Here is an 18,507-nt window from a genome sequence, read left to right on the forward strand (position 1 = left end):
AATTAGGGATGAAAAGATTTTATTTCTACTGCCAACGCTAGTACTGCTAATTTGCTAACAATACTCCAAAGTGATAGAATTTTACCTTCTACAACCTGGCTAACATCATGAAACTCACAGTCAGTGGCATTCAAGCTAGAATATACATCTTTTCTGCTATTACATCGGTATAAGTAACATGTTGGAGTATCTCCTATATAGTATATTAGCGGTTCTGCAGAACTGCTTTTAAACATGTCAATGGTTGGTACACCTTCTTGTATAATAACGCTATTGATTGCTATTCCTTCTTTTATCTTTTTCATTTTATGACGCTTTTTTTTATTGAGGTTTAATATTTCCTCTCCACTTGTTGCTGTTATAATGCCCATCCCATATGTGCCATTGCTTGCTTTGATAAAAACGTAAGGTTGTGTTTTTATTTCATATTCCTCATATTTTTTTTGCACTAGAGATAATATTTGGTCAACTTTAGTTGCTACTGCTCCTAGTGACAAATCATCATCAAAATCAACTCCATCACAGCTCTCTGTAAGCACAGAAATTAGCCATGGGTCTATTTTAAATTTGCCACAAAACTCAGATGCTAATTCTTGATAGATTTCAAAATACTTAAATTTCTGCCTGCTATGCCAACCGTATAGTGGGCTTGGTACTATATCTTGCTTTACGTCTTTCAGCGTGTCTGGAATGTGGCTCGTCATATCACGGTTCAGTATAATAACATCAGGCACAAATCCTGAAGTTGTCTTTAGCAGAGAGTTTTCTTTCACAACAGTTTCATACTGTTCTATTAAATTGTATACTTCATTATATAAAAGGCCAATTCTAGTCTCAAAACCTGCGAGTTGTAGTATTTTCTCTATAACAAATACGTTTTCTATATACATTTTATTGCGTGTATAATTTTCCGGTATTATAAGAACCTTTTTGTATTGATGTCTTTTAAAATAGCTTTTTATCAATCTTGCTGCCATCGTTCTTGATTCTTCACTTAAGTTATTGAACCCCGCAGGAAATAAATTAGCGTCTACTGGAACGATTTTATAGCCAGAGTTTCTAAGATCTATAGAGCTATAAAATGGCGATGTAAGGCCATTAAATTTTGCTTCGAACCAATTATTTATACTTTTTTCCAAATCTGGGTAAATTATGTTTTGCATCTGCACTTTAAATGTTATAAGGAAGGTATTATATTATAAGCTATAGTTGAACATATTTAGTAAATTTGACTAAAGATTAAAGTATAATGAGATTCTTATTTAAAGTGATAGAAAAATGATTCAACACGATAACAATAAAATGTATGGCACTACTATATTATCAATTAGAAAAGATAAAAGTGTAGTAGTAATAGGTGACGGACAAGTTTCACTGGGCCACACTGTTATAAAATCTGGAGCAAAAAAAGTTAGGCGTCTTTCTGGTGATTCCGTAATTGCTGGATTTGCCGGGGCAACAGCCGACGCATTTACTCTTTTTGAAAGATTAGAATCTAAACTTGACAAGCACCCAGGGCAATTAATGAGAGCATGTGTTGAACTTGCAAAAGACTGGAGAATGGATAAATATCTGAGGAAATTAGAAGCTATGATGATCGTTGCAGATAAATCTATTTCATTAGTAATTACGGGAACAGGTGATGTTCTTGAACCTGAAGATGGAGTCGCAGCTATTGGCTCTGGGGGAAATTTTGCTCTATCTGCAGCAAGAGCTTTAATTGACATTAAAGGAATATCAATAGAGGAAATTGCGAAAAAGGCTATGAAGATAGCTGGCGATATATGTGTTTATACAAATCATAATGTAGTTATTGAAAAGATAGAGGAGTGATATGTCTTCCAAGCAAAAAACTTTATGCACCAATTTTTCCAATCAGCCCATAACCCTTTCAGAAGGGCGGTCTTGTAGTAGTGACACCTACGATGAAAAAGATAACCTCTATAAAGATACTAAGAGTGGTTTTGATTCAAATGACAGCGATGTTCAAGTTAATGACAGCACTCAAGTTTTGTTAGATGACCTGCCACCACAGAAGATAGTTAAAGAATTGGACAGATTCATAATCGGACAGGATGATGCAAAGCGTGCTGTTGCTATTGCGCTCAGAAATCGTTGGCGTCGCAATCAGGTTCCATTTCCATTGCGTGATGAAATCATACCTAAGAATATATTGATGATCGGTCATACAGGGGTTGGTAAAACTGAAATAGCTCGTCGCTTAGCAAAACTTGCCGGTGCACCGTTCATAAAAATTGAGGCAACGAAGTTTACTGAAATAGGGTACGTTGGACGTGACGTTGATTCGATAATACGCGATTTAGTTGATGCAGCAATAGTTTTAGTTAAAGAGAAAGCCCGTAAAGCCTTAGCTAAAAAGGCTTTAATTTTAGCTGAGAAAACAATAGTAAACTCTATGGTAGGCGAAAATGCAACCGAAGAGAGTAAAAAAATTTTTAGAGAAAGGTTGAGGAATAAAGAGTTTGAGGACGGAGAAGTTTCTATTAACGTCAGAGAGAGCAAGAGTATGTTACCTACTTTCGATATACCAGGCATGCCAGGTGGGCAAGTTGGTGTGATGAATGTAACAGAAATAATGGGCAAGATGTTTAACGGGAGCAAAAAAACAAAAACTATTACGGTGAAGGTAAAAGAAGCGCGTGAAATATTAATTAATGAAGAAAGTGAAAGGCTAATGGATGAAGATAAGATAATCAAAGAAGCCATTGATCTTGTTAGTAATGACGGTATAGTATTTTTGGATGAAATAGACAAAATTGCAGCGCGTACAGAAGTAAAAGGTGAAGTAAACAGAGAAGGAGTGCAACGCGATCTGTTACCATTACTTGAAGGAACAACTGTTACAACTAAGTATGGCCATGTAAAAACAGACTATATATTATTTATTGCATCTGGTGCTTTTCATCAGTCTAAACCATCTGACCTCTTACCGGAATTGCAGGGCAGATTACCGATCAGGGTAGAACTTAAGGCACTTACTCAAGAGGATTTAATAAGAATATTAAAGGAACCAGAATCTAGTTTGTTAAAGCAGTACATAGCTTTAATGAAAACAGAAAATGTGACACTTGAGTTCACTGATGATGGTATAAAAACCATAGCTGAAATAGCGTTTACAGTTAATAGGCAAGTGGAAAATATAGGCGCAAGAAGGCTTCACACTGTCATGGAGAAGCTTTTAGATGAAATAAGTTTCATTGCTTCTGAGAAAAATAGCGAAAAATTCATTATAGACAGCAAGTATGTAAAAGATAAACTTGAGTCAATTTCGAAGCAGCTTGATTTATCTAAGTTTATACTTTAGGAAAAACGAAAAGCCTACTTTAAGTAGTATAGAGAGTGTTCAGAAGATTAGCCAGTAGACCTAAAATTTCAGCTATATTCTTTAGGCTGTTTTTCAACAGTAGAATGGTGTGCTGCGACCTCTTGCTTAACATCTAAGCTTAAGTCAATTATTGAGATATTTTCTTCATCATAATCTATGTCTTTTATTAACATATCGTCAGTAATAGTCAAAAGGTCAGGCGGAGAAAGAATAGTTCTTTTATTACCAGCTCTCATTCCCACAACTCCAAGCTCTATAGCAAGTGGTATTTTTTTATCGCCAACCCTAAATTGCACTGTTTGATCTTTGACTATATATTCCCCATTATGCTCCTTTACGCTATATTTAACCGATATCTCATCACTGCACCTTACTTGTTTTCCAGTCTTGTTAATTAAGTCATTAAAAACCATCAGATTATTTACTGAGTCGGGATATTTATCCTTTACTTCGATCAGTTTGACGTAATAAGAATTAAAATTCATTTTGTTCTCATTGGCAATAGTAACTACACGCTCTCCGCCTTCTTTCATACCTATTACCCCTAAACTCACTTCTTTTAGGTCATCTTGACCTATTTTCAAAGTAACATCAGAAACTTTGCTAGGGAGTGTTGCTGAGTTATTATTAGAAATTTTATATATTTGCAATAGGACTTCCAGGCCACAAAAAGCCTTGCTGCCACTGCCTTCAGTAATTTCATAAAAATTTATTGAATCTTCTTCCTTTTGCTGCGTTATTTCTTCTAAATATTCTGTCAGCCCATGCTTTTCAATATAGCGGTCAAGTGCTGATTCAAGTATTGGCTTCACTAGGTAATGTGCTATCGTCTGTATCAAACCACCATGCGTGGCATTTATCTCATAAAGCTTGTCCTTTTTTTCCGGTTTACCTTTGTTTATATAGACAATAGTAAACACAAAAGCAGAAGTTAAAGTGAGAATCATTACTACGGAAATAAGCATTTGTAATATAATTTTTCTAACCATCTTTCTTTACTTGATTCAATAAATCATATAAATAATTAGTATCCCCTGAAAGCGCACTCAAATTATCCAAGCCTTGTTTAAAGAGGCCGTCTATATAGTCCTCTACTTCACTTTTACCAAGCACAGACATAAGATTATTTGTTTTATCTTGTTCGTAGTCTTCAATATCATCCTTAGCTTGAAAGATAAGCCCTAGATTTATTCCATAGTTATATAACGCTTTACGTTGCTTGTCTGTAGCACCCCCGATTATAGCACCTATTTCACATGAAGCTGCAAATAGTTTTGCGGTTTTCATCAAATGAATTTCTTTTATTTTATCAGCTTGGCCCGACGTCATTCCAGCGTCATACATACAGCCGTACGAATGTTGTAGTTTTAAGGTAGAAAGGGTGTCATTCAAGTAGCTGACACTGGAATCCATTTCATGTTCAGCTCCACTATCGCATGGCTTTTTGCACGAAATGCTTGTAGGCAAAGCCTTCTGGATCCCAGTGTCCGCTACTTGAATGACAGAGGGTTGGGGGCTAAAATCTATATGCTCACTGTTAATATCTAAAGCCTGTCCTCCCACCATTCCCCTAATTCCTATTGCCTGAGAAAGAACTTTTATGATCTCACAGCGTTTCTCATTTAACGAAGATAATACCTCAAAAGCCAGAGTAAGTAGTGCATCTCCGGCAAGCACTGCTGTTGCTTCATCAAATTTTTTATGGCAGCTTAGCTGGCTTCTGCGAGTATCACTGTTGTCCATGCACGGTAAATCATCGTGAATTAGAGAGTAAGCATGAACAAATTCAATTGCTGCAGCAACTGATATTACTTTTTTAGCTTCCGCGTTAAACACTCGCGATGAAGCTACGACTAAAAAGGAGCGTATATGTTTTGCAGGAGCAAGGAGTATATAACGCATAGCTGATATAAGCTTATTCTCGCTATTTTCGGGTAAGAGTTTATTTACTTCTACAATAAGCAAATTTTTTGTTGTTTCGTCTAGCATTTTTGAATTGTTAATTGTTTAGCACGTAACGCTAGCCAGCTAGGGCAGTAGAAAACTTTACTGTAGTTTACCAGTTATAAAAGATATTGCAAACATAAAAATTTTTTATAACATCAAAGAATAGGTTATTTTTTTGGTAAGAAATGTGAATAGCGAACTAGCAAAGAGCACTAGAGAAGACATAGAAGAAAAAGTGAAAAAGATTATACTAGAGCATATTAGTAAGGATGTAGAGAAATTCAACAGCTCTTCAAAGCTTTCGGAGCATGGTACAGACAGCTTAGATGCAGTTGAAATCATCATGGCAGCAGAAGAAGAGTTTGGAATAGAAATTCCAGATGAAGACGCACAAAAAATGGAAACTATGGAGCAAATAGTTGAGTACATTAATAATAAAAAAGGCTAATAGTTAGTGTTAAATGAGCAGAAGAGTAGTAGTCACTGGTGTTGGTTTAATCACTCCACTAGCGGCAGATGTTGACAACACTTGGTCAAGGCTAATAAAAAGTGAGTCTGGCATAAAAGCAATCAATACGGATAGATTTGACTCTTCTGATCTTGCTTGCAAAATTGCAGGGCAGGTGCCGTTGCAATCAGATAACATTGAGCACCATTTCAATCCACTAGATTATATTTCTGAGAAAGACTCAAAAAGGACAGATCGTTTTATCCATTACGGTATTGCAGCAGCTATTCAGGCAGTAGATGATTCATTAATTTTGGAAAGCCAAAATATCAATCGGGAACGTGTTGGTGTGACTATTGGCTCTGGTATAGGTGGTCTTCCGTCAATTCAGGAAAATGTTATTACCATGCAGGAAAAAGGGCCCAGACGTGTCAGTCCATTTTTTGTCCCTGCAAGTCTAATAAATTTGATATCTGGCCATATTTCTATTAAATACGAATTTACAGGTCCAAACGATTCAGCAGTAACCGCATGTGCAACAGGTGCGCATGCAATCATAAACTCAGCAAGAACTATAAAACTTGGTGAAGCGGATGTTATGATTGCAGGTGGAGCAGAAAGTGCACTGTGTAGAGTTGGAATTGCAGGTTTTGCATCTATGAAGGCGTTATCAACTAAATTTAACGATAAACCGGAAGAAGCTTCAAGGCCATGGGATGAAGAACGCGATGGTTTTGTTATGGGTGAAGGAGCAGGTATATTGGTGCTGGAGGAATACGAACATGCGAAAAAAAGGGGGGCAAAAATACATGCTGAACTGGTTGGGTACGGACTCACAGGAGATGCGCACCACATTACAGCACCACATCCAGAAGGAAGAGGCGCATTTAAGGCAATGCAGCTTGCTTTAAAGAGCGCACAAATTAATCCCAATCAAGTAGGGTATATCAATGCACATGGAACTTCAACGCCACTTGGAGATAAAATTGAAGTAATAGCAATGAAACAGTTATTCGGTGACTACGTTTATAAAATACCTGTTTCTTCAACTAAATCTTCTATAGGACATTTACTTGGTGCTGCAGGGAGCGTTGAAGCAATATTCAGTATTCTTGCGTTAAATAATGGAATTATTCCGCCAACCTTAAATTTACACAAGCCTTCAGAAGGATGTGATTTAAATTTTGTACCGTTTAAAGCTCAGGAGCATAAAATTCAATATGCACTTTCTAATTCGTTTGGTTTTGGTGGCACTAATGCATCGCTCATATTTGGACAAGTTTAGTTGATGTCACCCCAGTGTCTTCCTCTTGTCATTCCAGTACCCTCCTCTTGTCATGCAAGCAGCTCTCCTACTGTCATCCCAGCACGTGACACTGGGATGACAAACGGTTGTGAAAGGGAATACATATAAAAATTAAACTATCAATAGCAATTCAAAAAGAAAAAATATTCTATTCATCCCTGAAGAAGTATTTTATTGACAATTTATGAATAAAGATCAATAATGCAGAAAAGGAATTGATGGGCGTATGCATGAATTTAACCACTATTAATTGTACATTATTTGTTGTAATTACATATTTTTTGACGTGCATTATAGCTTGGTGCTTACCTTTCAAAGACATAACATTATTAACAACATTTGTTCCGGCTTCAGTTGCAATTTTGCTAACCATTTATAATAAACAGAAGGTAAGGGATCTTTTTAAACTTAGTTCGCCAAAAAACTGTCTATTAGGGTTTATACTTATTCTGGTAAGTATGCTAATTTCCAATGGTCTTTTGTCAATTTACTGCGGTTTTTCATTTTTCCGAGAGTCTTTTACGTTAGACCGTGTAAAGGATTTGAGTGCAGTTTTGAGTCCATTAGTGATGTTATTTGTTTTATTATCAACCTTTGTGATGTGGATCATTATGTCTCTTGGTGAAGAGATCGGTTGGCGTGGCTATCTTTTGAAAAATCTTAAAAGCAAAATATCAAATTTTTATATCAGAGCAATTATTGTCGGTATTATTTGGTCAGTATGGCACATACCAACTTATGTGGTTGCTGGCTCAGCTTTGTGGAAGGATGGCTTTACATTCCCGACTATTTGTGCTTATACCCTTTATATTTGTGCAATGTCTATAATGTTTACCTGGTTGTTTGAAAAAGACAACTCGATTTGGCCAGTAACTATTGCTCATGCAACAAATAATCTTGTGTATAGTGTTTTGAGCATTCTAATGCCGTCTCCTCCTCTGTCAACTTTCGATGCAGTAATTCGCCTTACATTAGGAGCAGCTGGTTATTTCATTGTTGCAATTGGTGTTATTTGGTTTGATAAAGCTCGAGAGCGTCATTTGAGTAATTCATAGTATAAAATTTCGGGGGCAATTCGCATCAGGTGTCATGCAGGTAGCATGACACTGGGATGATGAGGAAGAAAAAGCAAATTTTGCCTTTTACGGTCAATCTATTATACTTAGTAAGACTTCAATAAACTAATGAATTATACTTTATATCTAATTAAATGCACAAGATATTAATAAGAAATAACTACAAACCTTTGGTCGGAAAAATCAAGATTAATGGCTCAAAAAATGCTGTTTTACCAATAATGGCAGCAAGTCTATTAAGTAGCTCCCCGGTAATTTTGCATAATGTACCTGATTTAATTGATGTGCATCTAATGTCTAAGTTGCTTGAAAGTCTTGGAGCAGAAGTGAACTTTATGCACAATAAAAATTATAAAGCGAACCATACTTTGAAAATTGACTGCAGCAATATCAACAATCACGTGATGCCATATAAAACCGCAAGTAAGCTAAGAACTTCTTTTCTAATATTGGGTCCAATGCTTAGCAGATTTGGCAAAGCGAGAACAGCATTTCCTGGTGGATGCAACATTGGAAAGCGTCCCGTTGATATGCATATTAAAGCATTAGAAGAAATGGGAGCTAAAATTGAAATTGACGGCTATAATATAATTGCAACAGTGAAAGGAAAGCTACAAGGAAAAGAAATCACATTTGAGAAAATAAGTGTTGGCGCAACAGAAAATGTAATAATGGCAGCAACATTTGCAGAAGGAGTGACAACAATAAACAATGCTGCAACTGAGCCGGAAGTTCTTGATTTAATAGATTTTCTGAAGAAAATGGGTGCTGATATTGAAATTGATAATACAAAGGTCATAATAACAGGAGTTGAAGCACTAAATGGATGTGTTCATAAAATAATACCAGATCGCATAGAAGCAGGCACCTATGCACTAGCTGCTATAATAACCGGTGGTAAGTTGGAGTTGGAAGGAATAAATCTATCTGATATAAGGTGTATTACAAATGAGTTGGAGACTATAGGAGCTATGGTTGAACTGTATGATGGAGGCATTGTTATTTCCAGAAAAAATGGCTCTATTAAGTCTGCTAACGTTGCGACAGATCCATATCCCAATTTTCCCAGTGATATGCAACCACAACTGATGTCTGCAATGTGCATCGCTGATGGGATATCAGTAATTGAAGAGAACATTTTTGAAAACAGATTTACACATGCAGATGAATTGAGAAAGTTAGGTGCTAATATCAGCATCGAGAAAAGCAAAGCTACTATAAGTGGAATAAAAAGCTTATCTGGAGCTAATCTATATGCTACTGACTTAAGATCAACAGCAGCTTTGGTGCTTGCTTCTTTGGTAGCCGGTGGAGAAACTATAATAAACAATTCACATCATTTATGGAGAGGATATGAAGCAATGCATGAAAAACTCAATTCATGTGGAGCTGATATCTCCATTTCGTCTTGAGGATATTTTATGAATGAAGCAACCAAACGAACTATAGTAAAAGAAATAGATGCAATCTTATATGAAGAACATAAGGTATTAGACCATGGATTTATTCGAGTAGTGGATTATATGGGCTCTGATAGCGCTATAGTTCAAGCTGCTCGTGTTTCTTATGGCAAGGGAACAAAACAGATAAGTCAGGATGAAGCACTTATAAAGTATTTAATGAGACATCATCATACAACTCCATTTGAAATGTGTGAAATTAAGTTTCACGTGAAACTTCCAATTTTTGTTGCAAGGCAATGGATAAGGCATAGAACTGCAAATGTGAATGAATATTCAGCAAGGTATTCAATACTTGATAATGAATTTTATACACCTAAACCAGAACAAGTTGCAAAACAATCTGACAATAATAAACAAGGTAGCGGGGAAGCTTTTGATCCAGATACCTCAAAGGAAATAATAGATTCTCTAACAAATGACTCTAATTTAGTATATTCTCATTATGAAAAATTTATTGAGCAGGGGCTTGCAAGAGAAATTGCCAGAACTAACCTAATGCTTAATTACTACACGCAATTTTATTGGAAAATAGATCTGCATAATCTCCTTCATTTTTTGAAGCTTAGAGCTGATAAGCATGCCCAATATGAAATCAGAGTTTATGCAGAAGTTATGCTGGATATAATAAAAAAATGGGTTCCACTGGCCTACAATGCCTTTGTTGAATATTGCCTAGAATCAGCCTGTATTTCAAGAACTGGTCTAGAAATAATTCGCAAATTAATTAAAGGGGAAAACGTTACTAGAGAAGAAAGTAATATTGGTAAAAGAGAATGGGGCGAGCTGATGTCTATACTTGATAAACAATCTTAAAGATAAAGGCATACGTGTCAATCTCCTCTGTCAGTTAACTCTCGTTCACCAGATTGAATCTTGCTTTTTACATCACATTAACTCATCACTTTTATAGAACATCTCATTAAAATCATTTAGAGTTCCAAAATCCTGACCCTTGATAAACAGGTGATCATTAGCAACATGTGCTTCATCAAGAGTAAACAGCTCGTAATGATGATTGTGAGCGGGCCTAACAATTTCATTATATAAAACCATTACTTGTTCGTAGTTATATCCATCGCCAGCATGATATTTACCACGTACGGTATCATAAAAATTCTTTACATCATCATATGTCACTTGCAGCTCCACCTTATACTTTCCCACTTCAAGAGGACTTCCTGTCTTTATTTTTAAGGGATGTTGTGAATTTGCAACACTGTTAGAAGTTTCTGCTTCAATATCAGAATTTTTATCCATATTTTCTATCACACTTGCCATAACAGTTTCTTGTTCATCTTCTGTTGGTTTTGTTTGTTTTTCAGTCTTATTACTGCTACTGTCAGTTTCCACAGTTACTTTTTTTACTTCTATATCTTTTTGAGCTTTCTCATTACTTTGCTTGTGTATTTCATCTCCATGCAATTTTTCCTGCAGAGCTTTTTTCGTATCAGCATAATCATCACGATTGCTTTGCAAAGCTGGTTTATAACTGCTGCTATCATCCGCTTGCATTTGATCTATATAGTTAGATTCTTCTTCCTGTATAGTATTTTTTGCGTTATCCTCACCAACCGTTCCTTTCTCCCCAGACTTGGCTTCACTCTCTACCACAACTTCTTCGTCTACTTGCTCATCATCAATTGTAAATTCAGTACCTATCTGATTGCTATCTTCCTCCAATTCATTAGATAATTTTTCAGATAGCTGGTCACCACTCAAATATGGTTCCTTTGAATATTTAGCATAATTATGGGGATCGGTTCTGTTTTCTGAATAAAACCCACTTTCAAAGTCTGAGTAGGAGCTTTGATTGAGCACAAAAAATAAGTTTTCATAATTAACCAGCATATCACTATCAGGGCTAACAAAATTTAAATATTCATCGCCTTCCCATTCTGGGTGGTGTCTATACTCTGCTATGTAGTATTTACTAGAGTCGAGAGGTATCTTGTCACCTTCTTCCCCATCAAGTTGTAAAACTACTGCTGAATGCCCATTACCTAAATCATTACCTTTTACCACTTTGAATATTTTAATCTCATCCTTTTCTACAAGTTCTTTTAACTCCTCGTTCTTTTCATTTAACTCTTCCTCCCTTTGTCTTTCTGCTTCTCTCTCTCTTGCCAATCTTTCTGCTTCTTCATCAGCTTTCTTCTGCAGTTGTGAGAATACATTTTGTAATATATCTTGTGTGGTTAAGCTATTTGTGTTGCTTAAAAAATTATCTAACACATTTGATGCAATTGGTGACAATTCACCGTGATCATCAAATACTTTTTCCTTTGCTTTATCATAGTGATTTGGGTTATAGATTGCATACAGAGGATAAAAACCATAATCTGCAATTGACGCTCCGTCAGGTGATAGTTCCATTGAGAATCCATAGTAATTAAGTGGAAGATTGGAGGTTAAATATTTACCGTTATCATCCCTAACGTGTAGCTCACTTCTACCATTGTGCTCACTATATTTGTTGTAGTAGATATAAAAATTCTCATGGTTAAGATTGAAGTGATCATCTAGATTATCGAATTGAATTGTACTGCCAAGCTTCTCGCGCAAAAGATTTTTGCTTTCATCTGTAAGCTTTATATGTGCAGAAAAGTAGTATCGATCTATAGGTTCGCCTTTTTCTATTTCAAAGTTCAAAGTAATCTTGTCGTTGACCATTGGTAGCCTCCACAAATTCTATAAATCATTTTATTTATCAATCATACGGTCTGTACTATGAAAAATGTGTTAAACGTTAAGATTTTCTCTGTACCGATTCATCTATATTGCCAAGCTTAATAAAGTTACAAGCTCTTTAAAACAATGTTAAACTCAATCACTATGGCAAAAACAGTTGACGTATTACTACCACTTCCAATTGATCAGTTATTTTCATATGCAATTGAGGAAAATACTGAGATTTTACTTGGAGATTACGTAGTGGTGCCATTTGGCAAAAAACGCTTAATCGGAATAGTTTGGAAATACAGTGATAAAAGTAACCGAGAATTAAAATTTATTGAGCAAAAAATCGATTTACCAAATATTAGACCAAAATTGATTGCATTTGCAGAGTGGGTTGCACAATACAATTTAATACCTATTGGTATGCTTGCCAAAGTGATAATGGGAGGAGTGTTAAAAGTAAATCACATAGATAAATTGGTTTGTGTTGAACAAAAGCAGGAAACAAGTGAAATAAGTTGCCAATTAAGCCCTGAACAGCAGATAGCTAGTGATAAAATAATCAGCAATTTGAACGAGTATTCAGTGACTTTGCTTGACGGTGAGACAGGATCTGGAAAAACGGAAGTTTATCTCTCTGTGATTGCACAATTGATTAAGAATTACACTGCCGTTCCAAATGCTGCTCAGACTTTACCATCCCAGTGCCCAGAGACACAACTGTACGAACATTGTGATTTGGGTCTACCAAGAGGGTGTCATCCGAGTAGCCTGACACTGGGATCCAGTTTTTCATATAACCTCATTACAAATGTTTATTTTAACTTAAAACCAATACCTAATTTACAATCAAAATTCCTGGATTCCAGTGTCAAGCACTGGAATGACACCTTTATACTCAAGGCAAAACCCACTGTAACATTTAGCATACCGTCTTTGCCAGGTACTAGTATGACACCAGAATATGTTGAAATGACATCAGGAGAAGGTAATACACAAATTTTAATCCTCCTACCTGAAATTGTTTTAACTTCACAATTGGTAAATCGTGTTCGCGGTCAGATATCAAAAAACTTAGTTGAATGGCACTCAGGGCTCACTCCAAAAACTCGCCGGAATAATTGGCTCAATATAGCAAATGGAAATGCGCAGATAATTATTGGTGCACGGTCAGCGCTTTTTTTGCCTTATAAAAACCTAAAATTGATTATCGTTGATGAAGAGCACGACTCATCTTTTAAACAAGAACAGGGAATTATATATAATGCTCGAGATATGGCGATAATCTTAGCCAAATTTGAAAATATTCCGATTATTTTATCATCAGCTACTCCACTGCTTGAAACGATTCATCATGTTAAAAACGGGAATTACAATCATGTAAAGCTAACTAAACGATTTGGTGGTGCAGAATTGCCACTCATTAAAGTAGTAGATATGAGGAACAACAAGCAATGGATCTCCTCTGAGCTTTTTGAAAGCATCAAACAAACCATAGAGAAAAAACAGCAGGTTATGCTTTTTCTAAACCGCAGAGGGTATGCACAACTGGCAGTTTGTAAAAAGTGTGGATATAAAATTTCCTGCTTAAATTGTGCTGTTTGGCTTACATATCACAAGAAAAAAAATGCTCTTTTGTGCCACCACTGCTCTTATCAATTGAAACTTCCAGAAAAATGCTCTAATTGCCAAAGTGAACAGCCGTTGTCCCTCTACGGCATAGGAATTGAAAAGTTACTTGAAGAAATGGTGAAATTAATACCAAACGCAAAAACTGCGATGATAAGCAGCGATCAAAAGTCGGTTAGTAACGTAATTGACTTAGTGTTGAAAGAAGAGGTGAACATTATAATCGGCACACAAATAATTGCTAAAGGGCACAATTTTCCCAAATTAACTTTGGTTGGAGTAATGAATGCAGATTTGAGCCTCGAAAATTCTGATTTGAGAGCAGCGGAAAAGACGTATCAATTATTGCACCAAGTTGCAGGCAGGTCAGGAAGGTTTAATGAAAAAGGAATGGTAATAGTGCAAACCAATAACCCTGAAAGTTCAATAATAAAAGCATTGCTGCATCAAAAAAGGGACTCATTTTATGAAATTGAACTTAAGTCAAGACGTGAAGCCAAAATGCCACCATTTAGCAGATTAATAGCGCTTATCATTTGTGGTAAGAATCAGATTGCAACACAAAAAGCAGCGAATGAAATAGTAAAATCTCTTCTTTGTCATCCAAGTAGCTTAACTACTTGTATCCAGGAAAAAAATGTAGGTGTAGACAAAAAGGAATTTGAAATTCTTGGCCCATCACCAGCAGCGATAAATTTTTTAAATAATAAGTATCGGTATAGGGTATTATTAAAAATACACAATAAACACAGTTTATCTATACAAAAAAAGCTGAAATATTGGATTAAAAATTGTAACTTGAATTCGAGTATTGCAGTGATAATAGATGTTGATCCTGTGAGTTTTTTTTAACGAGTTCCGTTAAGCCTTCTTGCCAATTACCACAACATTCTCACTGGGAAAAAAATAATCAGGTACAACCATATTTTTTGGTGCAGGACCCCCAATCACTCGGCCTGATGTATCATAATATGAACCGTGGCAAGGACAGAACCAACCATTACCATCTCTTGTAGCGTGGTCAACCGGTACACACCCAAGATGTGTACATATTCCGATCATGATTAACCATTCGTCTTTTCCTTCGTATACTCTCTGCTCATCTAATTGAGGATCCCTCAAGCTCTTCACATTCACAGCTCTTGCAGCCTCAATTTCTTGCTTTGTGCGTCTACGAATGAATACTGGTTTACCTTGCCACTTTACTTTTACTCCATGTCCTTCCTGAATTCCAGACAAATTCACTTCCACTGTGGAAGTTGCTAGAACTTCAGCAGAAGGATTCATAGATTTAACCAGTGGCCAAAGTCCACTTGCAGCTCCTATACCTGCCATAGCGCATGTAGTTAATGTTATAAAATCTCTCCTACTCTTATTTTTAGTAAGATCTTTAACAGGAGGTGTTTTTTTATCCTCTTTGTCTGCCAGTGGTTTTTTATTTTTAGTTAAATTTTTGTCCATTGATCTTTACTTAGCCATAAGTATATATTTTAATTTAAATACTGCGTATTAATCAACAAAAACTTGCGCTTTTTGTTTAACCTGTACTACAGTTGAGAAGAGATAGAGTTTTCAACTTCAGAAATACTATCTTCAGTGGAATCAGGATCTTCAATTTTCGCTACTGACACCACCTTTTCTCTACTTTCTGTTTTAAATAGAGTTACTCCCTGAGTGCTACGTCCTGCAATCCTGATATCATTTACTGAAATACGAATTAACTTTCCTTTATCTGTAATAAGCATTATATTATCACCCTGCTCAACTGGAAAACTAGCAATAACATTACCATTTCTGCTAGTAGTAAGAATATTGGTGATACCAACACCACCCCTGTTAGTTATTCTATACTCATACGCAGAAGTTCTTTTACCAAAGCCATTTTCAGTAATAGTTAATATAAACTCCTCATTCACTGCAAGTTTTAAGAATAATTCGTTATCTATTCCTAAATCATTTAAAGTCTTTTCCAATTTAGAATCAATGGAGTTATTAATTGCAGTTCCCAGTCTTTTTGCAAGTGGAACTTTTAAGTAAAGTTCTTTTGTTTCTGTTGCTACACCTATCCCATTTAATATGGTCATGGATATCACGCTGTCATTCTTTGCAAGTTTGATACCTCTTACGCCATCTGAATTGCGACTTTTAAATTGACGCACATCACTTACAACAAATCTGATACTTTTGCCGAATCTTGTTGAAAGAAAAACATGATCAATTGCATTGCATACTTTAACCGATATTAATTTGTCTCCTTCATCGAGCTTTATTGCTATTTTTCCATTGCTTGGAATATAGTGAAAGTCCGCTAAAGAGTTACGCCTTATGTTTCCATGAGCAGTAGCAAAAACTATGTTTTGATTTTCGTCATTTTCACTTGGCAATGGCATGATATTAGTTATAGTTTCACCATCGCTAAGCGGAAATATGTTAACAAGTGCTCTTCCACGTGCAGTTGGTTCTGCAAGAGGCAACTTATAAACTTTTAATCTATAAACTCGACCAATATTAGAAAAGAATAAGAGGCTAGTGTGGGTATTCCCAACAAATAATTTTGTGATTACATCCTCTTCTTTTAATCCTTGTCCTAGCTTTCCTTTTCCACCACGACGCTGAGTTCTGTAGTGAGAAAGCTTCACACGCTTGATATAACCATTCATAGTTACGGTTATCACCATATCCTCTTGTGGAATTAGATCTTCAGCTTCAATGTCCGTATCTGATTCCTCTATTGAAGTTTTTCGCGGCACAGCAAATCTGTTCTTTATTTCTTGTAGATTGTTTTTTATTTCCTTCATCAACTTCTCTTCTGAGCCAAGAAAAGCGATATATTCTTTTATCAGGTTGATCATTGAACTTAGCTCAGCTTCTAATTTGTCTTTTTCAAGGCCTGTTAAACGCTGCAGTTTCATATCAAGGATAGCTTTAATTTGTAGCTCAGTTAATCTATACACTCCATCTTTCAAAAAGCTTGCGCTATCTGAAATCAACTCGATGATAGTGTTGATTTCATTCGAAGTTTTCCATTCTTTATTTAAAAGTTCTCTACTTGCTTCCGCAGGATCTTTTGCACCGCGGATGATTTTTATCACTTCATCTATGCTGAGGACCGCAATGTAGAGCCCTATATATATATGAGCTTTTTCTCTCGTTTTTCTTAGATGAAATTCTGTTCTCCTGATTAACACTTCTTTTCTAAAGTCAACAAAAGCAGCTATGATTTCTTTTAACGACATCAAAGCAGGTCTGTTGTTATTGAGTACTAAAGTGTTAACACTAAAACTACTTCTTAGTGGAGTTAGTCCCAATATTTGATTAAGTATAAAACTTGCTTCAGCATTTCTTCTGAGGTCAATTACTACTCTAATACCAGACTTATCGGACTCATCCCTAATTTCTGTTATGCCATCAATTCTTTTTTCTTTTACAAGCTCACCTATCTTCTCAATTAATTTTACTTTATTTACCTGGTAAGGTATTTCATCAATCACTATTGCTTGCCTATCTTGTGGCAGGTCTTCTATGTGAGTCTTGCCTTGCACAACAATTGATCCACGACCCGTTGCAAATGCTGATCTTATTCCAGACCTTCCAAGAATCGTTCCCCCAGTTGGGAAATCCGGCCCTGGCATCACTTCAAGTAACTCATCCAAAGTAACTTCAGGATTATCTACATATAATATACAAGCATCTATTATTTCTCCAAGATTATGAGAAGGAATATTGGTTGCCATACCAACTGCAACACCACTTGCACCGTTTACCAATAGATTCGGAAACTCTGCAGGCAGCACAACTGGTTCTGTTTCATTTCCATCGTAGTTTGGCCTAAAATTAACTGTATCTTCATCAATATCATTCAGTAAAAAGTGCGACACTTTTTGAAGTCTTGCTTCTGTGTATCGCATTGAAGCTGGTGGATCTCCGTCTATCGAACCAAAGTTACCTTGCCCATCAACAAGTGGTAAAAGAAGAGAGAAATCTTGGGCCATTCTAACCAAGGAATCGTAAATAGCTGCATCACCATGTGGGTGATATTTCCCCATTACATCCCCTACTATACGAGCTGCCTTTTTATATGGCTTACCAGCATCGAATCCAGCTCTCGACATTGCATATAATATGCGCCTATGAACAGGTTTAAATCCATCTCGCACGTCAGGTATAGCCCGGCTTATGATAACGCTCATTGCGTAGGAAAGATAAGAATCTTCCAGCTCTTTTACTATTGAGATTGGTACTATATTATCCTGCATTTTCTATACTTTAATTGAAGTAATTAACAATACTAACATTCAGTTAAGCAAATGGGCAATGACAGACTTGAACTGCCGACCTCCTCGGTGTAAACGAGATGCTCTACCAGCTGAGCTAATTGCCCCTTTAGATCTAATTCTATAGCTCAATATTATTATTGTAAACAAAAATAGCGATAAATTGTATCCGTTCAGCCAATGGCGTCAACTTAAGGAAAAATATCAGCGATAGTGTATAAAATTTCTCTCTAAAACTTTTACCATTAAATTATCCAAAGAGTGCAAGGGACAGCACTTTTGTTTCTGTTTTATTTCAACACAGAAGTCTAAAATGTGTCCTTAAGTTGACGCCATTGCCTG

Annotated in this window: 15 protein-coding genes and 1 tRNA gene; 8 read left to right on the top strand and 8 right to left on the bottom strand. The window is 36.0% G+C overall.

All coding sequences use genetic code 11. The annotated features are described in order from the left end of the window. Window positions 1–2 precede the first annotated feature (2 nt). The gene (gene gshA, locus AAGD66_RS06400) at window positions 3–1,163 is read right to left on the bottom strand and encodes a glutamate--cysteine ligase (RefSeq protein ID WP_264723826.1); all 1,161 of its coding nucleotides are present in this window, start codon (window positions 1,161–1,163) and stop codon (window positions 3–5) included. 115 nt (window positions 1,164–1,278) lie between these two features. Here gshA and hslV point away from each other — a divergent pair, with 115 nt between their 5' ends. Together hslV and hslU are read left to right on the top strand one after the other, a co-directional pair. Then, window positions 1,279–1,833, top strand: a complete 555-nt coding sequence (gene hslV / locus AAGD66_RS06405) for an ATP-dependent protease subunit HslV (RefSeq protein ID WP_006280198.1) — start codon at window positions 1,279–1,281, stop codon at window positions 1,831–1,833. A gap of 1 nt (window position 1,834) precedes the next feature. Next, the gene (gene hslU, locus AAGD66_RS06410) at window positions 1,835–3,325 is read left to right on the top strand and encodes an ATP-dependent protease ATPase subunit HslU (protein ID WP_006280200.1); all 1,491 of its coding nucleotides are present in this window, start codon (window positions 1,835–1,837) and stop codon (window positions 3,323–3,325) included. Between the two features lie 68 nt (window positions 3,326–3,393). On the opposite strand, the gene AAGD66_RS06415 is transcribed toward hslU, so the two are convergent. After that, the gene (locus tag AAGD66_RS06415) at window positions 3,394–4,335 is read right to left on the bottom strand and encodes an FKBP-type peptidyl-prolyl cis-trans isomerase (protein WP_264723824.1); all 942 of its coding nucleotides are present in this window, start codon (window positions 4,333–4,335) and stop codon (window positions 3,394–3,396) included. Next, window positions 4,328–5,335 (bottom strand): polyprenyl synthetase family protein, encoded by a 1,008-nt coding sequence (locus AAGD66_RS06420; RefSeq protein ID WP_341814457.1) that lies wholly within the window; start codon window positions 5,333–5,335, stop codon window positions 4,328–4,330. The genes AAGD66_RS06415 and AAGD66_RS06420 overlap by 8 nt, the downstream gene beginning before the upstream one ends. Window positions 5,336–5,516: 181 nt before the next feature. Between AAGD66_RS06420 and acpP the strand changes: the two genes are divergently transcribed. Continuing rightward, entirely contained in the window at window positions 5,517–5,741 is a 225-nt protein-coding gene (gene acpP / locus AAGD66_RS06425; protein ID WP_213863337.1) for an acyl carrier protein, read from the top strand. A gap of 13 nt (window positions 5,742–5,754) precedes the next feature. Continuing rightward, window positions 5,755–7,026 (top strand): beta-ketoacyl-ACP synthase II, encoded by a 1,272-nt coding sequence (gene fabF / locus AAGD66_RS06430; protein ID WP_010082030.1) that lies wholly within the window; start codon window positions 5,755–5,757, stop codon window positions 7,024–7,026. Between the two features lie 169 nt (window positions 7,027–7,195). Here fabF and AAGD66_RS06435 read toward each other — a convergent pair whose 3' ends face one another. After that, window positions 7,196–7,420 carry a hypothetical protein gene (locus AAGD66_RS06435; protein ID WP_010082031.1) on the bottom strand — a complete coding sequence of 75 codons (225 nt, stop codon included), beginning with the start codon at window positions 7,418–7,420 and terminating at the stop codon, window positions 7,196–7,198. A 238-nt stretch (window positions 7,421–7,658) separates the two neighbouring features. On the opposite strand from AAGD66_RS06435, the gene AAGD66_RS06440 reads away from it, so the two are divergent. The 3 genes from AAGD66_RS06440 to thyX all read left to right on the top strand — a co-directional run bounded on the left by AAGD66_RS06440 (window position 7,659) and on the right by thyX (window position 10,399). Beyond that, window positions 7,659–8,102: a CPBP family intramembrane glutamic endopeptidase gene (locus tag AAGD66_RS06440; RefSeq protein WP_231115834.1), complete on the top strand. Its 444-nt coding sequence runs from the start codon at window positions 7,659–7,661 to the stop codon at window positions 8,100–8,102. 155 nt (window positions 8,103–8,257) lie between these two features. Continuing rightward, entirely contained in the window at window positions 8,258–9,535 is a 1,278-nt protein-coding gene (murA, locus tag AAGD66_RS06445; protein WP_006279833.1) for a UDP-N-acetylglucosamine 1-carboxyvinyltransferase, read from the top strand. Window positions 9,536–9,544: 9 nt separating this feature from the next. Continuing rightward, window positions 9,545–10,399, top strand: coding sequence for an FAD-dependent thymidylate synthase (gene thyX / locus AAGD66_RS06450; RefSeq protein ID WP_015589436.1), 855 nt, complete (start codon window positions 9,545–9,547; stop codon window positions 10,397–10,399). A 72-nt stretch (window positions 10,400–10,471) separates the two neighbouring features. Here the strand turns inward: thyX and AAGD66_RS06455 are convergent, their stop codons facing one another. Continuing rightward, window positions 10,472–12,256, bottom strand: a complete 1,785-nt coding sequence (locus AAGD66_RS06455; RefSeq protein ID WP_010963093.1) for a hypothetical protein — start codon at window positions 12,254–12,256, stop codon at window positions 10,472–10,474. A gap of 144 nt (window positions 12,257–12,400) precedes the next feature. Here AAGD66_RS06455 and priA point away from each other — a divergent pair, with 144 nt between their 5' ends. Then, complete coding sequence (gene priA / locus AAGD66_RS06460; protein ID WP_341814458.1) at window positions 12,401–14,743, top strand: primosomal protein N'; 2,343 nt, start codon at window positions 12,401–12,403, stop codon at window positions 14,741–14,743. A 9-nt stretch (window positions 14,744–14,752) separates the two neighbouring features. Here priA and petA read toward each other — a convergent pair whose 3' ends face one another. The 3 genes from petA to AAGD66_RS06475 form a co-directional block, all read right to left on the bottom strand. Next, the gene (gene petA / locus AAGD66_RS06465) at window positions 14,753–15,352 is read right to left on the bottom strand and encodes a ubiquinol-cytochrome c reductase iron-sulfur subunit (RefSeq protein WP_182309809.1); all 600 of its coding nucleotides are present in this window, start codon (window positions 15,350–15,352) and stop codon (window positions 14,753–14,755) included. A gap of 86 nt (window positions 15,353–15,438) precedes the next feature. Then, window positions 15,439–18,147 carry a DNA topoisomerase (ATP-hydrolyzing) subunit A gene (gyrA, locus tag AAGD66_RS06470; RefSeq protein ID WP_265024527.1) on the bottom strand — a complete coding sequence of 903 codons (2,709 nt, stop codon included), beginning with the start codon at window positions 18,145–18,147 and terminating at the stop codon, window positions 15,439–15,441. Between the two features lie 52 nt (window positions 18,148–18,199). Continuing rightward, window positions 18,200–18,272 (bottom strand) — tRNA-Val (locus tag AAGD66_RS06475). Between the last annotated feature and the right edge of the window lie 235 nt (window positions 18,273–18,507).

It is taken from the genome of Wolbachia endosymbiont (group A) of Dendrolimus pini, assembly GCF_964026835.1.
In the GTDB taxonomy this organism is placed as follows: domain Bacteria; phylum Pseudomonadota; class Alphaproteobacteria; order Rickettsiales; family Anaplasmataceae; genus Wolbachia; species Wolbachia pipientis.